At 54.4% G+C, this 15,803-nt stretch carries 13 protein-coding genes; 11 read left to right on the top strand and 2 right to left on the bottom strand.

The features are described from left to right. Nucleotides 1–67 precede the first annotated feature (67 nt). From MA2_RS03470 to MA2_RS03420, 11 genes are all read left to right on the top strand, one after another. Nucleotides 68–1,948 carry a PglL family O-oligosaccharyltransferase gene (locus tag MA2_RS03470; RefSeq protein ID WP_245945306.1) on the top strand — a complete coding sequence of 627 codons (1,881 nt, stop codon included), beginning with the start codon at nucleotides 68–70 and terminating at the stop codon, nucleotides 1,946–1,948. Nucleotides 1,949–2,015: 67 nt separating this feature from the next. After that, nucleotides 2,016–3,389: an exopolysaccharide biosynthesis polyprenyl glycosylphosphotransferase gene (locus MA2_RS03465; protein ID WP_067056562.1), complete on the top strand. Its 1,374-nt coding sequence runs from the start codon at nucleotides 2,016–2,018 to the stop codon at nucleotides 3,387–3,389. A 30-nt stretch (nucleotides 3,390–3,419) separates the two neighbouring features. Beyond that, the gene (gene pseB, locus MA2_RS03460) at nucleotides 3,420–4,424 is read left to right on the top strand and encodes a UDP-N-acetylglucosamine 4,6-dehydratase (inverting) (protein ID WP_067056559.1); all 1,005 of its coding nucleotides are present in this window, start codon (nucleotides 3,420–3,422) and stop codon (nucleotides 4,422–4,424) included. A 6-nt stretch (nucleotides 4,425–4,430) separates the two neighbouring features. Then, nucleotides 4,431–5,675 (top strand): UDP-4-amino-4,6-dideoxy-N-acetyl-beta-L-altrosamine transaminase, encoded by a 1,245-nt coding sequence (gene pseC, locus MA2_RS03455; RefSeq protein WP_245945307.1) that lies wholly within the window; start codon nucleotides 4,431–4,433, stop codon nucleotides 5,673–5,675. After that, the gene (pseF, locus tag MA2_RS03450) at nucleotides 5,672–6,367 is read left to right on the top strand and encodes a pseudaminic acid cytidylyltransferase (RefSeq protein WP_067056556.1); all 696 of its coding nucleotides are present in this window, start codon (nucleotides 5,672–5,674) and stop codon (nucleotides 6,365–6,367) included. Before pseC ends, pseF begins: the two co-directional genes overlap by 4 nt. Further along, a complete protein-coding gene (pseG, locus tag MA2_RS03445; RefSeq protein WP_079352129.1) occupies nucleotides 6,351–8,009 on the top strand; it encodes a UDP-2,4-diacetamido-2,4,6-trideoxy-beta-L-altropyranose hydrolase in 1,659 nt (552 codons plus the stop codon). The genes pseF and pseG overlap by 17 nt, the downstream gene beginning before the upstream one ends. Nucleotides 8,010–8,029: 20 nt before the next feature. Next, nucleotides 8,030–9,151, top strand: coding sequence for a pseudaminic acid synthase (gene pseI / locus MA2_RS03440; RefSeq protein ID WP_067056554.1), 1,122 nt, complete (start codon nucleotides 8,030–8,032; stop codon nucleotides 9,149–9,151). 17 nt (nucleotides 9,152–9,168) lie between these two features. Then, on the top strand, nucleotides 9,169–10,473 hold the full coding sequence (locus MA2_RS03435; protein ID WP_067056550.1) for an oligosaccharide flippase family protein: 1,305 nt from the start codon (nucleotides 9,169–9,171) through the stop codon (nucleotides 10,471–10,473). A gap of 3 nt (nucleotides 10,474–10,476) precedes the next feature. Then, on the top strand, nucleotides 10,477–11,520 hold the full coding sequence (locus MA2_RS03430) for a glycosyltransferase family 52 (RefSeq protein ID WP_067056547.1): 1,044 nt from the start codon (nucleotides 10,477–10,479) through the stop codon (nucleotides 11,518–11,520). Beyond that, nucleotides 11,517–12,338 (top strand): beta-1,6-N-acetylglucosaminyltransferase, encoded by an 822-nt coding sequence (locus MA2_RS03425; protein ID WP_067056544.1) that lies wholly within the window; start codon nucleotides 11,517–11,519, stop codon nucleotides 12,336–12,338. Before MA2_RS03430 ends, MA2_RS03425 begins: the two co-directional genes overlap by 4 nt. Beyond that, on the top strand, nucleotides 12,304–13,203 hold the full coding sequence (locus MA2_RS03420) for a glycosyltransferase (RefSeq protein WP_079352115.1): 900 nt from the start codon (nucleotides 12,304–12,306) through the stop codon (nucleotides 13,201–13,203). Before MA2_RS03425 ends, MA2_RS03420 begins: the two co-directional genes overlap by 35 nt. 16 nt (nucleotides 13,204–13,219) lie before the next feature. Here MA2_RS03420 and mnmC2 read toward each other — a convergent pair whose 3' ends face one another. Together mnmC2 and MA2_RS03410 are read right to left on the bottom strand one after the other, a co-directional pair. Next, nucleotides 13,220–15,352 (bottom strand): tRNA (5-methylaminomethyl-2-thiouridine)(34)-methyltransferase MnmC2, encoded by a 2,133-nt coding sequence (gene mnmC2, locus MA2_RS03415; RefSeq protein WP_067056541.1) that lies wholly within the window; start codon nucleotides 15,350–15,352, stop codon nucleotides 13,220–13,222. Further along, nucleotides 15,352–15,783: an SH3 domain-containing protein gene (locus MA2_RS03410; protein WP_067056538.1), complete on the bottom strand. Its 432-nt coding sequence runs from the start codon at nucleotides 15,781–15,783 to the stop codon at nucleotides 15,352–15,354. The genes mnmC2 and MA2_RS03410 overlap by 1 nt, the downstream gene beginning before the upstream one ends. Nucleotides 15,784–15,803: the final 20 nt, after the last annotated feature.

Below are 15,803 nucleotides of genomic sequence, written 5' to 3'. Positions count from 1 at the left end.
GTTTGGCATTTTTTATTGCCCATCAAAAATCAACCCCGTTATTTGCCATCCACCACCACGGATTGCCATGCCCCATACACCCCACACCCCCCACACCGACACCTTACCGCCGCCACCGCCCTTGGCACAATCCGCCACCCATCCGCCACAAGACAACAGCCGCTGGCTTGGGTGGTGCATGGGCATGGCGATTTTGGGCTATCTGTTGCCATGGCATTCGCCGATTGGGCGCGATTTTTTGGTCAATAGCTGGTCGGTGGCGTGGATCGTCTTGGGGCTGATGGCGTTTTGGTGGACACATCGGCTGCGCCATGTCGGCTTGTCGGTCGTCACATGGTTGGGGCTGGCAGGCTGGATTGGCGTGCAGTCGCTGATCGTCGATATCCGCTATCCGCACGCGCTGATGTTTCCCATCGGCGGTTTGTTGATCGTGGCATTGGTCGCCACCGCTGCCAGCAATGTGACGGATAAAGCGCGGCTGCTGACGCGCGTGTTTGGCGCGGCGTTTGTCATGGCGGTGCTGACGTTTGCCATTCAAATCATGCAGATTTTGCAGTATCAAATCGCGTGGCAGGGCTGGATTATCGCGCGTAGCACGGCAAACCCGACGCGCTTTGATGGCAACTTTGGGCAAGCCAACCACACCGCGTACGCGTTTGTGTTGGCATTGTGCGGCGTGTTGTATTTGTTGCAGCAGGCGTTTGGCGATGGGCAGCTGTTTGGCAAGCGCGTGGCAACGTGGCGGTATCGCCAAGTGTATCGCGTGGGGCTGATGCTTGGGTTTGTCGCGTTTAGCATTGGCTTGGCATTGACGCAAAGCCGTGCAGGGCTTGGCATGGCGGTCATTGTGGCGGTGGTGTTTTTTGCCGTGCAGCCGTTGGCATGGCGGCGTAAGGCGGCATTGGTGGGTGGTACGCTGGCGGCGTTTTTACTGTATTATGTCGCGGCAAGCTGGCTTAGTAGCCTTGGGCAAGCCAATGCGTTGGGCGCGGTCAGTCGCTTGGCAGGTGGGCAGGGTAATCGGGCAGCAATGCACGCGCGTGGGCTGATGATGTTTGCTGAGCATCCGATCACGGGCGTGGGTTGGAACAACTACATGGGCGCAAGCATTGACTACGCGCAAGCGTTTGCATGGCCAGAAATCGCCGACCATACGCACAATTTTGTCAGTATGCTGTTGGCAGAGCTTGGTGTGATTGGGCTGGCGTGGTGCTTGCCGATTGCGTGGGTGCTGCTGCGCGCGCTGCACACGCGCCATAGCCGTGAGAGCGCGGCGGCGTTGGCGTTTGTGTGGGCAAGTATACTGTATGCCAGTGTGGAATATCCGCTGTGGTATGTTCGCTATTTGGCGGTGTTTGCGCTGTTTGTCGCGCTGATTGACCAACGCCAATATGCGCTGCGTCTGCCTGCTAACGTGGGTATCAGCGCGGGCGCGATCGGGCGGCGTGGGTTGGTGTGCGCGCTGGCGGCGGTGCTAGGTGTGCTGGGGTATTATGTGCAGACGTTTTTGGCGCGTAATTATTTGGACTATAGCCAGTTTGTGCGCCATGAAAACCACAAATTCACTGACCAAAGTGTGCCGCCGTATCGGCAGATTTGGGGCTTTGAGCCGTATGAGGAGCGTATTTTTGCCATGCGCGTGCCTGTCAATGCGGTCAATATTGCGGATAAGACGCGGCTGTTTTATAACGTGATGGGGCTTGATTCGTCACAGTTTAATATGCTGGCGTATGCCCAAATGTTGGCATACCAAGGCGATACGACAAGCGCGCTGCGTTATGTGCAAGCGGCGTGTGTGATGGTGCGTGACCGCAAAAACTGCGATAATATCGACATTGATTTGGGTAACTTGGCCCAGCAAAATCCTGCTGTGTTTGGTGCGCTGTATCAAGATTTTGTCGCATGGCGCAAGGCAAATCCTGCCAAAACAGGTTTAACGCCGCGTTAAGGCGCGTCATGCTTGCCTGTGCCCCAGCTGTGTGAGCCGTGTTAGCTGATTTTAGGTTAAAATGCTTATGTCCGATACGCCTACCTATTCGCCAAAACCTGCGCCGTCGTCTTTTGAGGTGGTGGGTACGGGGCGGCGCGCGTGGGCATGGCTGCCAACGCAAATTTTGGGGCTGTGGCGTTGGGTGGGCGTGCGCTTGGTGGTGGGTTGGGCGGTTATCGCGCTATTGCCTGCGTGGTGGCGTTGGCGGGGGCGGCTGCTGCGTTGGGATTTATTGGATACCCAGCTTAATAGCTTGATTATCGTAAGCTTAGGCGTGCTGCTTGCGACGTTCGCGCTGCGGCGGTTGGCGCAATTTCCCGGTCAGCGCGCGCTCACGCTGGTACTGCCGACGCTGCTTGGCGTGGCGCTGCTGCTGGCAGGCGTGCTGCTGGTGCTGCGGTTGCCGTATTCATTGTATTATTTGGCGTTTGCAAGTGTGCTTGGCTTGGGGTTTTTTGTCGCCTCGGTGTGGCTAGAGCAGGCGCTGCGGACGCGTTATTTGGCGTATATTCCGCTGGGTGGGTGCCAAGATCTGTCTCACACACTGACAAACCATGTCACCCATGCGGCGACCATCCATTGGTTGCGGCTGGATACACCGCATCTGACACCTGAACAAGACCGCAGCGTGCAAGCCATTGTGGCCGATTTGTCCGCGCCTGAGCTTGATGAGCCGTGGCAACGGTTTTTGACTGAGCAGACATTGCACGGGCGTGCGGTGTATAATAACCGTCAGGTGCTCGAGTCCTTGACAGGACGGCTGCCCATTCGGCATTTGTATGAGAACGATTTGGGTTCGCTGCTGCCCTCGCAGGGCTATTTGCGCATCAAACAAATGCTCGATAGCTTGGCGGTGCTGCTATCTGCGCCGCTTGTGCTGCCAATTTGTCTGGTGACCGCACTGGCGATCCGCTTAGAGAGCCCAGGTCAGGTGATCTTTACCCAGCAGCGCGTTGGGCAAGGGGGGCGGCTGTTTACCATTTATAAATTTCGCAGCATGCGCTTGGATGCCGAGCGCGATGGGGCAAAATTTGCCAGTGAAAATGACGCGCGCGTCACCCGTGTGGGTAAGTTGATCCGTAAAACGCGCATTGATGAGCTGCCGCAGTTTATCAACGTGCTAAAAGGGGATATGAGTTTGATTGGTCCGCGCCCCGAGCAGCAAAGTTTTGTCTGTGAGTTTGAGCAGCGCATTCCGTTTTATAACTATCGTCATATTGTCAAACCAGGGATTTCGGGTTGGGCGCAGGTTACGCAAGGCTATGCGAGCAATGAGGATGAAACCGCGCTCAAAGTGCAGTACGATTTTTATTATATCAAGCATATCGGGCTGGCACTAGATAGTTTGATTGTGATTAAGACGTTGCAAACCATGCTGACAGGCTTTGGCGCGCGCTAGGTTTTTTGAAAACATAAAGAGTGGTGGTAAATGAAGCAGTTTGACAATGCAACGATTTTGGTCACAGGTGGTACAGGTTCGTTTGGACATACCTTTGTACCGATGACGTTGGCGCGATATAATCCCAAAAAGCTGATTGTGTTTTCACGCGATGAAATGAAGCAGTGGGAGATGGCAAAGCATTACCAAAACGACCCACGCGTGCGGTTTTTTATTGGCGATGTGCGTGACAAAGACCGCTTGTATCGTGCGCTTGATGGGGTGGATTATGTGGTGCATGCGGCGGCGACCAAAATTGTGCCGACCGCTGAATACAATCCGTTTGAATGCGTCAAAACCAACATCATGGGCGCAATGAATTTGATTGATGCCTGTATTGATAAAGGCGTCAAAAAAGTTGTTGCGCTCTCAACCGACAAAGCCAGTAGCCCCGTCAATCTGTATGGCGCGACTAAGCTTGCCTCAGATAAGCTGTTTGTTGCGGGCAATGCGTATTCGGGTGAACATGGCACACGCTTTAGCGTGGTGCGCTATGGCAACGTCATGGGCTCGCGCGGCTCGGTGATTCCGTATTTTTTGTCCATCAAAGACCGTGGCGTGTTGCCCATCACCGATCCGCGCATGACACGGTTTATGATCTCTTTGGAGCAAGGCGTGGAGCTGGTTTGGCATGCGTTTGCCGATATGGTCGGCGGTGAGATTTATGTCAAAAAAATTCCATCGATGCTGATGACGGAGGTAGCAACCGCGATTGCCCCCGATGCGCGGCAAGAAATCGTTGGCATTCGCCCTGGTGAAAAACTCCACGAGCAGATGATTGGCAGTGAAGATGCGCTGCACACGTTTGAATACGCCGATTATTACAAAATTTTGCCTGCAATCAACGGCTGGGGCGACTCACCTGAGCGCATCAAAGACGGCAAGCGCGTGCCCGAGGGCTTTGTGTACGCCAGCGATACCAATCCAGACTGGATGGATATTGAGACATTGCGCGCGTGGATTGACGCAAACGCTCACAGTATTGGGCAGATTTGATTTTTTTTGCCAAACAACCAACACAAAGACCAAAAAACCACCATGCCAAACGCCAAGCCCGAGTTTATACCCTATGGTCGCCAGCACATCACCCACGCGGACATCGACGCGGTGGTGGCGGTGCTTACGTCGGATTTTTTGACCCAAGGTCAGCGTGTGCCAGAGTTTGAGCGCGCGCTGGCAAGCCGTGTGAGGGCAAACTATGGCGTGGCGGTCAATAGCGCGACTTCTGCGCTGCATATCGCTTGTTTGGCATTGGGGTTGGGCGTGGGTGATTGGCTGTGGACCACGCCAAACACGTTTGTCGCCTCAGCAAATTGTGGTGTGTACTGTGGGGCGCAGGTAGATTTTGTCGATATTGACCCCGTCACGCGCAATTTATCGGTGGATGCATTGGCAACCAAACTGGCACAGGCGGCTAGGGAGCATCGCTTGCCCAAGGTGGTGGTGGTGGTGCATTTTGCAGGCGAGCCGTGCGATATGGCTGCCATCGGGGCGTTGGCAAAGCAGTATGGTTTTGCTGTTATCGAGGATGCGTCACACGCGGTGGGGGCGCAGTATCGCGGCGCGCCTGTTGGTAATTGCCAGTACAGTGATATCACTGTGTTTAGCTTTCATCCTGTCAAAATCATCACCACGGCAGAGGGCGGACTGGCAACCACCAACCGCGAGGATCTGGCGGCGCATATGCTGCGCTTGCGTAGCCACGGTATCACGCGTGACTCTGCCCACATGGTCGGTAAACCTGATGGCGCATGGTACTATCAGCAGCTTGAATTGGGCTTTAACTACCGCATGACCGAACTGCAAGCCGCGTTGGGGCTAAGCCAGCTTGACAAATTACAAGCATTTATCACCCGTCGGCAGACACTGGCACAACGCTATGATGACAAGCTTGCCGATTTGGTGACGGCGTTTGGTGTGCGCTTGCCGCACCGCGACTCACGCAACGTCAGCGCGCTGCATTTATATCCGATACAAGTCGCGCCCAACGTGCGCCGCGCGGTGTTTGATACACTGCGCGCGCATGACATCGGTGTAAACGTGCATTATATCCCTGTGCATACCCAACCGTATTACCGCGCGATGGGCTTTGAGGTCGGCGATTTTCCCCATGCTGAAGCGTACTACGCAGGTGCAATCAGCTTACCATTGTATTATGATTTGACCGACGCGCAGCAAGATCGCGTGATCGCCACATTAAAAGATGCGTTAAATCATGCAACCAAACAGGCGACAAGCGCGTTATGAATAGCTGTATCATCCCTGCCCGTGGTGGTAGCAAGCGCATTCCACACAAAAACAGCAAAGACTTTTGTGGCAAACCCATGCTAGCCCATGCCATTGCCACTGCCCAAGCCAGCCAGTTGTTTGACCAAATTTATGTATCCACCGATGACGCTGCCATTGCTGATATCGCGCACGCCCATGGCGCGCAGGTTGTTGTGCGTCCTGCCAAGTTAGCCGATGATCATGCCACCACAGTGGCAGTGATACGGCATGCTATCGCTGATTTGGGTTTGTCCGCGACCACCAATGTCTGTTGCCTGTACCCGTGCACGCCGCTGTTGCCCGTGTCGGTACTTGCGCAAAGTTTGGCAAACTGGCAACAATCCGACAGTTTGTATTGTTTGCCCGTGTTGGCGTTTGATGCCAATATTTTGCGCGCCTTAAAACTTGATGCGCATCAGCAGCTTGCCAGTGTGTTTGGCCAATATGAGCAAAGCCGAACGCAGGATTTGCCACAGGCGTATCATGACGCAGGGCAGTTTTATTGGGGCAAGGCGGCAACATGGCTGACGGAGGCATCGATTCATAACCATGCGATAGGCTTTGTGTTGCCTAAACACAGTGTGGTTGATATTGATGAGGAAGCGGACTGGCAATTTGCCGAGATGGTGTACCGCTTGCGGCATGGTGCGGACGATGCGTGTTATCATTAGAGCCGATGCCAGCCTAGCGATTGGCAGTGGTCATGTCATGCGCTGCTTGACGCTTGCCGAGGTATTGCGCACAACAGGGCATACGGTGGCGTTTATTTGCCGAGCGCATGACGGGCATTTATCGGCGGTGATTGCGCAGGCAGGGTATGAGGTTTTTGGGTTGGCAACACCCAGCCCATCGGCGTGTGACCAAAACGCTGGCATGGCGTATGCTCACAGCGCGTGGCTTGGCGTGAGTGAAGCCAATGACTTTGCCGATTGTCAGCCGATTTTAGCCGACTATCAGCCCGATTGGCTTATCATCGACCATTACGCATTGGCCAAACCGTGGCAGCAACGGGCCAGACACTTATTGCCAAACGTCAAAATCTTGGTGATTGATGATTTGGCCGATCGCGCGCATGATTGCGATGTGTTACTTGACCAAAATTTTGGGCGACAACTTGGTGATTATCAAAATCTTGTGCCTAGCAATTGCCGCTTATTGCTTGGTACGCGCTATGCGTTATTGCGCGATGAGTTTCGGCAATGGCGAGAAGCAAGTCTGAGCAGGCGCAAGCGTCAAGCCAGGCCGAACACGATTTTGGTGAATCTAGGCGGTGTGGATCAAGACAATATCACGCTTAAAATTTTGCAATGTCTAAATGCTTGTATGGATCACAGCAAAGCATTGAACGTCACAGTGGTCATGGGCAAGACCGCACCACACAGTGCTAGCGTGCAGGCGTTTGCCAAAACAGCAGCGTTTGATTGTCAAGTCATTATCAATGCCCATAACATGGCAGAGTTGATGGCGCAAGCGGATATCGCCATCGGCGCGGCAGGCAGCACGACGTGGGAGCGTTGCTGTTTGGGTTTGCCCAGTGTGTTGTTGGTGCTGGCGGATAACCAACGCCATATCGCTGCCGCCTTGCAACAAGCGCGTGTGGTGGCGGTGTGTGCGCGTGAGCAGCTGGCAGATGACTTGCCAGACGCGCTGGCACAGGTATTGAACGATTATGCTGCGTTGAGCCGTCGTGCTGCTGCGTTGGTCGATGGGCGCGGTGCGACACGGGTGGTCAATGCCATGAGCTATGCTGCGCGTTTGTGCCATGCGCGCGTGCGTCGGGCAACGGTTGAGGACATGCGCCAAATTTGGCAGTGGCGTAATCATGACGCGGTGCGCCAATGGATGTTTGGGCAAGATACTATCGCGTGGGCAAGTCACCAGCGCTGGTTTAGCCGTCAGCTTGCCGCGCCCAATGTGCGGTTGTTGATGTTTTTGATCGATGCTAAGCCGATGGGTTTTGTCAATATCACCTGCCAAGCAGTACCGTATCAGACACTGACCGCAGGCGCAACACAGACCAAACGCGCCACATGGGGGTTTTATCTTGCGCCCGATTGTCCGCGTGGGCAGGGGTGGGGCTTTGCGCTGGCGGTACTGGCATTGGCAGATGCATTGAATGCCGATAATCCACCAGCCGTGATTGATGCGCAGGTGTTGGCACACAATACCGCGTCCATCGCGCTGCACCGCAAGTTGGGCTTTGTGCCATCTTGCCAGCCAAGCAACACGATTTTGCCTAAATCGCCTGACACAGACACTAGCGCGCCAACGGTGCTAAATTTTGTGCTGGCGGCGCAAGACTTTTTATTTTAATGTGAACCTATCAGCCAGCCATGACCCAATCTATCCCCAATTTTAGCCCAACCGCGCCTTTACCAGTTACTACATCGCTTAGCATTGATGGGCGCAAAATCGGCGCAGGCGAGCCGCCGTATATCATCGCTGAGATGTCTGCCAACCACAACGGCAGCCTAGACAATGCCTATAAAATCATTGATATGGCAAAAGCATGTGGCGCAAACGCGGTCAAAATGCAAACTTATACGCCCGATACGATTACCTTAAACAGTGACGCGCCAGATTTTCAGATTCATGGCGGTTTGTGGCATGGACGCACGTTGTATGACTTATACCGCGAGGCGCACACGCCATGGGACTGGCACAAGCCATTGTTTGAGTATGCGCGTCAAGTGGGTATCACGATTTTTAGCTCACCGTTTGATAGCACGGCGGTGGATTTGCTCGAGGAGCTAAACGCCTCTGCCTACAAAATCGCCTCATTTGAGGCGGTGGATTTGCCGCTGATTCGCTATGCTGCCAGCACGGGCAAGCCGCTGATTATCTCAACAGGTATGGCGGATAAAGATGAAATCGGTGAGGCAGTTGCGGCGGCGTATGATGGCGGCTGTCGGCAGCTTGCGCTCTTACATTGCGTGAGCGGTTATCCTGCACTTGCTGCCGATTATAACTTGCGCACCATGTTGGATATGCAAACCGCGTTTGGCGTGCCGATTGGCTTATCTGACCACACACTGGATAATACCACGGCGATTGCCAGTATTGCGTTGGGCGCGTGCATCATCGAAAAACATGTCACGCTTGATCGTAATGGCGGCGGCGCGGATGACAGTTTTTCATTACAGGCCGATGAGTTGGCAGCGCTGTGCCGCGATAGTTATACGGCGTGGCAAGCGTTGGGACGGGTAGATTATGGGCGCAAGTCCAGTGAACAAGGCAACGCGCAGTTTCGCCGTTCGTTGTATTTTGTGCAAGACATGCAGGCAGGCGAGGTCGTCACAGCGCAGCATATCCGCAGCGTGCGCCCTGGTTTTGGCGTGTCGCCTAAGTTTTATGATGCCATCATTGGCAAACGCGTGACGACAGATATTGCGGCAAATACCGCCGTCAGCTGGGATGTGCTTGCCACCGAACCAACTGACGAACGCGAGCACTAATCTAGATCAGCTACCCAATGACATTGGCAAGTACGGCGCAGATTTGGCGCAAACGCTTGACCCAAGGTATGGTCAAAGACAGCGCGATTTATGTGGCAGGTGAGCTGCTGAGTAAAGCTGTGCCGTTTGTGCTGTTGCCGTATCTGACGCGTCAGTTGGGAGTGGCAGGGTTTGGCGCGTTGGCGTTTTATACCGCCGTTAGCGCGTTTTTGTTGATTTTTATTAGCCTGTCGCAAAACGCTGCCATCACGCGCTACTATTATGTGTATGGCAAACACGGGTTGGGCAATGTGGTGTTGGCAGGCGCGCTGCTGAGCGTTGGTCTGTGGGCGGTGGTGGCGTGTGGGCTGGTTGTGGCAGGTGCGCTGCTTGGCAATCAGCTGTCGCTCAATACACAGCTGCTGGGCTATAGCACGCTGTTGGCGTTGGGGCAAAGTCTGGTACAAAGCCAGCTTGCCGTGCGCCAATGCCAAAAACGCGCGTGGGATTATCTGGCGTTGCAGCTGTTGCTGGCAACCACCAACGTTGGTTTGACGGTGATGTTTTTTTCTGCCATGACGGCTGATCGTGTGGCAACTGGCGCGGACGGTCAAGTCGCGGCGCGGCTATTGGCCATCGTGTTGGCACAAGCCATCACCGCCTGCCTAGCGTGGCTGCTCATGCGTACGCGGCTGGGCATACGCCTTAGCTGGCGCAAGCGGCGGCTGTGGTTGGCGATGCGCTATATCGTCGCGCTTGGGCTGCCGTTGGTGTTGCACGCGCTCAGCTACACGCTCAAGGGCCAGCTTGACCGCGTGTGGGTGTATCAGCGTTTTAGCGCGGCGGATTTGGGTGTGTATGCCGCAGGTGTGCAGCTTGCTGGTGCGGTCAGTGTCGTTATCATGGCCGTCAATAGCGCGGCCGTGCCGTATCTGTATGAGGCATTTAAAGCGCGGCGTATGCCTATCGTGCGGTTGCATCGTTGGGGGCTGATGAGCCTGCTGCTCGCCCCTATTGCCGCAGGGGTGGTGTGGTTGCTGCCGCGTTCGCTGTTTGGGTGGCTGTTGGGGGCGGCATTTGCGGACAGTCAGTATTATGTCGCTTGTTTTACCGCGGCGTTTATGCTACTGATACCGTATTTGCTGTGGGTCAATGTGCTGTTTTATCATGGCAAAAACCGCCAAATTGCCGCCGCGTCCATGCTCTCGACACTGGTATATGTCGCGGTGTTGGCATACACCAGTAGCCTTGCGCTGACGTGGGTGCCTTTGGCGACGCTTGCCAGCAATGCCGTGCTGCTGCCGCTGCTGTACCATCTGACCAAACGAATTGAGCCTGTATAAATCATGCCACCATCTATCGCCCAACGCCATGTGTTTATTTGTATCACGCCGCTACAGGTGCTGATTGCTCAGCGTATTATCGCGGACTTGATCACGCAGCCTGCTCAGATCATCGGCTTGTATTTGCCGTATGCTGACCACGCCAAACATCGGTATTACTTTGCTAAGTTGCAAGCCGTGTGCGATCAAGCGGCTTTTGTTGTGCTCAAAAACCAAACGTGGCAGCAGCGGTTTGCCACATTACATCAGCTAAAACACACCTTAAAGCAGCTCAATCTGTGGCAACAATTTGTCGAGCGCGTGTATCTTGCCAGTATCGATGTGCTATTTTTGCAATATGTCATGGCAAAAATTAACTTTCACCAGCTATACACGTTTGATGATGGCACGGCAAATATTTTTCCCAACTCTAGCTATCATCAGCCGTTGCCCAAATCCCGTGCCATGCAAGCGTTTAAAAAATTGCTCGGTGTGCGCTATGCCGATGTCGGTGCGGTGTTGGCAGCATCGCAGGCGCATTACACGATTTTCCCCCATGAAAAAAACGTCATCGCAAATACGATCCCCATTGCGTTATACAAGGATTTGCCGTCACCGCTTGTCCATAATCAGCCCATTGATAAAACAGATAAAGCTGACCAAACCGTCAAGCGGCTGCTACTTGGCCAAGGGTTGGACGCTTTTATTGGTGAGGCGGCATACCGCGAACTGGTGCAAACCATGGTCACGCGCTTTGCCATCGATGCGTTTGTACCACATCCGCGCGAACGCTTGGATTTTGGCGCGTTGTTGCCCGTGCTTGCCACTGACAACATCATCGAGGATTATGTCATGGCTGAATTGCGCCAATACCCCAACCAAGTAATTGAAATTTATACCTTCATGAGCACGGCGGTTTTCACGCTCAAAGACTTGCCACGCACCCGTATCACGTTGGTGTATAACCGCGTGTTGTGGCAACAGTTTGTCGAGGCGTATCAATTTTTGGTCAGTCGCGGCTTTCGGCTGGTGGATATTGACGCGCCTAATCGTGAGGGCAGCGTATGACCGCAAACCGCCACGCGATTTTGGTACAGGCGCACCAAGCGGTGGATTATTGGCAGGCGTTTGCCGCACGCATGCCATCGGTCAATGTGTATGTGCATGTAGATGCAAAAAGCGATGTCAATATCACGTCAAAAGATTTGCCCAATTTTTATGTGTTAAGCGAGCGTGTGGCGGTGTACTGGGGCGGTTTTAGCCAAATTCAGGCCACAGTGAATTTATTTGCCGCAGCGTTGGCAAATGCTGACAATCAATTTTTGCATTTGGTCAGCGGTGAAGATGTGGTGTTGCAAGATTTTGCCGTGATTGCGCGCGATTGGCAGACGCGTGGCAATGCCATGATGCTAAACTGCCAAATCGCGCCACAATATGGCTACCGTTTGGTCAGTGATAGCCTACATGCTGACACGCCGTGGCAACGTAAGTTGGCAGGCAAGGTGTTGACTAAGCTGCAGCAGGCGCGGGCAAAAATTTTGCCATATCCTGCGCCTGTGTATTTTGGCTCACAGTGGTTTTCAGTCACGCGCTGCGATTGGCAAAAAATTTTGCCGTATATTGCTGATTATCAAGCGTTTTTTGCCAAAAAACTGGTGCCCGATGAGCATTTTTTGCAAACCTTGGTCAGTGAGCAATTGGCAGGGCAAATCACGCTGAGCGGTGACAATAGACGCTATATTGTGTTTGATAAAAGTTTTAACCATGGCAACAGTCCGCTGTATCTGAACCGCGCGACATTGATGGCAGCACAAGCACAAGGGTTTTGGTTTGCGCGTAAGGTCAAGCCTGATGTGGCACGCGCGTGGCTGGCGCAAATGGGCTAACGGAGGGCAATGGGTGAAGTTTTCGGTGCTGTTGTCGCTGTACGCAGCTGAGCAGGCGGCGTATTTGGCGCAATGTTTGGCAAGCCTTGTCACGCAAACGCTTGCCGCCGATGAGGTCGTGTTGGTGCTTGACGGTGAGGTGAGCGCGGATTTGCACGCGGTCATTGCCGAATATCAGCCGCGTTTGCCATTGGTCATCGTGCCGTTGGCGTGTAATGTTGGCTTAGGGCGTGCGTTGCAGCACGGGCTTGCCGCTTGTACGCATGATTGGGTGCTGCGGATGGATACCGATGACATCTGTGTGCCGACGCGGTTTGCCCAGCAGGTGGCGTTTATCAATGCCCAGTCTGATATCAGCGTTTTGGGCGGGCAAGTGCTGGAGTTTGTAGGCAGCCAGCCGCCGACCGATGCAACCGCGCAAACGCTTAAAACCGTGCCACTTTGCCATGCTGATATCGCGCGCTATGCCAAATCGCGTAACCCCATTAATCACATGACGGTGGCACTGCACAAACCGACGGTACTGGCAGTTGGCGGCTATCGTCACGCGCCGCTGTATGAGGATTATGACCTGTGGGTGCGGCTGCTGTTGGCAGGTGCGCGTTTTGCCAATTTGCCCAATGTGTTGGTATATGCACGGGCAGGTGCGGCGATGTATCAGCGGCGCGGCGGCTGGCAGTATGCGCGGCTTGAATGGCAGATGCAGCATGCGTTTTATCGGCAAGGCTTTGTTAGTTGGCAGCAAGTTGCCAAAAATCTTGCGATGCGTGTGCCTGTGCGTCTGCTACCCAATGCGCTACGGGCGTGGGTGTATGGCACAATACTGCGGCAACGCGCGCGATCAACACCACCAACCGCTGGTTAAACCACGTTGGCAAGCGTTAGCGCAACGCTTTACGATTCGGGCTTAAGGTTGCCAACCAATGCCGCGGCAGTGGCAGCATTTCACCACCCATCAAACCTACCAAAAACTCGCCGCAAATCGGCGCGTACGCATAGCCTTTTGAGCCCAACGCGGCAAATGTCCACACGCGGCTGTGCGTGTCGTTTGGCTGTGCCCACACTTGTCCAACCACTGGCAAATAATCGGGGGTTTGGGCGCGTAGGCTGGCGCGGCCTTGCCAATCTGGCAGACGGTTTTTGTCAAACAGTGGCTGGCTGGCCAGTGTTGGCAAAGCTTGCTGCAATGTGGCTAAATTCGCCTCATGGTCGGCAGCGTGGGTGCGCGTATCGGATGTGCCACGAACAAAACTAGCCCCAAGTAGGGCATAACGCTGGCGTGTATCGCCAAAAGTTGCCAAATAGCCACCGTATTTTAGCGCGAATGGCGGCAGGCTGTCATCATCGGTAGGCAAGGCAAACCAGCTGATTTGTCCGCGGCTGTATTTGATCCGTGACACATGCGGCAAAAATTCTGCCGTGTCACGTGCCATGCATAGCACGGCATGGTCAAAAGTGGGCGGTAGATCCATGGGTTGGGCGTTGGCGTGCGTGACCGTTTGTAACGTAACGCAGTCGCCTGTTTGTTGTAGGCTTTGCAAGGTCGTTTGACAAAACGTGATATGTGGTAAACGCAGTACCGCCTCGGCAAATATTTGCGTGTTGATTAAACTTGCGTCAGCAAGCCACCAGCCTGCTTGTTGGGTCGCTTGCGGATCGGGCGTTTGGGTGGGCGGTATGGCATGGGTTTTACCATCGAGCAAGGTTTGCACCTGCTTGTCATCTAATGGTACAGCAAAATCCGCCACGCTAGCTTGTGCATCGCTGTCAATGGCGCGGCGTTGGTGCGCCAATAAATCCAAAACCCCGACGCGCTCAAGCACGGGCGCGGCATGCGGTGGTAGCAACGCCTGTAAGGCGGGATAAAACCGTAAGCCTGCCAAATAACCGATGAGGTGCAAGTTGTCATCAAAACGTGTGACATTGTGTAGCTTGGGTGCAAGTAGGGCGCGGATATTGCCCGACGCGCCTGCCAGCGGATGGGCGCGATCCAGCAGCCACACACGATGTCCACGCTGTGCAAGACTATACGCCACCGCAAGCCCTGCCACACCTGCGCCAACCACCGCCACCGTCAGCGCACGATGATTGGTGGGTACTAAGTCTGGCAACGTATCGAGCGTGTGCTTGCGCCGCGATGTATGCCGTAAGGTAGCATGATAAAAATCTTGTCGAAAGGGTAGCGGCAGCCAAAACGGCGCGATTTTTTTGTTGTGGCGAAAACGCGCCGTTGCCAACACGGGTGGCGGATTTTTGGGCAATACACCCGTGAGCATGTGGCGTTTTTTGCCATAGCCTTTAACTTTGCTTAGCACAAAGCCCTGCCGCTGTAGACCCGATTTGACAACCTGCGCCGCGCTAAACGTTGCCAGCGTCGTGCCTGCTTTGGACAAGCGGCGGATCTGGGCAAATAGCGCGTCTGACCAAAGCCGCGTATCACGCGCAGGTGCAAAACCATCAAGCCACCACGCATCGACACGCGCTTGTCCCGTGCACTGCTGCAGGCTTGTGATGGCATCGCCAAACCACAAATCCAGCGTCAGGCGTTCATCAAAAAAATTTAGCCGATGGCAGCCTGCCAACAGCGGCGGATAATTGTCAAGCAAACGCTGCGCCAAGGGTGCAAGCGGTGTCCATGTTGCCAGGGCGCGCGCCAAGTCCGCCCGTTGCAGTGGGTATTTTTCGGTAGTGATGATATGCAGCCGACTGTGGTTATCGGGGCGCACGTGCCGCCACAGTTGCCATGCGGCTAGCACATTTAGCCCCGTGCCAAAGCCAATCTCACCCACCACAAAATAGCCGTAATCGGGCAACGCTGCCCAGCGCTGTGCCAGTTGGTTGTGGTCTAAAAACACAAATTGGCTTTCTGCCAGTCCATCGGCGCGGCTAAAATACACATCACCAAACCGCGCCGATATCGGCACAACATGACCACCATCATCGGTTTGCCAGTCGATTTGTGCAGGGGCGATAGCGTGAACGTTTGACAGATCAGTGTTTGACAAATCAGCCATCACCAGCGTCCCTTGCGCCCAAACACCAGCCAGCCCAGCGTAAGCCCAACCAACACACCAAGCAACGCGGTGACCGCACCGTACATAAACAGCTGGCCACTGCGTTCGTGGACCAGCACATTGACTTGGGTGGCGAGGCTATCGACTTGGCGTTTAAGTTCGGCGTTTGCCATCAATAGTTGTTCATTGGCTTGTTGCAAGGCTGGTGCGCTGGGTTGGTTGAGCTGAGCAAGTGTCGGCTGATTGGGGTTTTGCGTGGGCAAGCTTTTGGTTGCCGCCACGGCAGAGGCAGGCGCGTTAGGATTGACGATCACTTGTGGCGCGGCAAACGTCGGTATGTGCAACGCCAGTAGCAACAGCCCACAAGCCGATTGTTGCGCCCATTTCATCATTTGGTTGTGTTTGCCATCTTGCTTTTGGCTACCTTGCACCGCTGCCTACCTTTCAACCC

Source organism: Moraxella atlantae NBRC 14588 (assembly GCF_001591265.1).
Lineage (GTDB): Bacteria > Pseudomonadota > Gammaproteobacteria > Pseudomonadales > Moraxellaceae > Faucicola > Faucicola atlantae.
The sequence above is the reverse complement of the archived record's forward strand: the minus strand, read 5'-3'. Positions and strand labels throughout refer to the sequence as shown.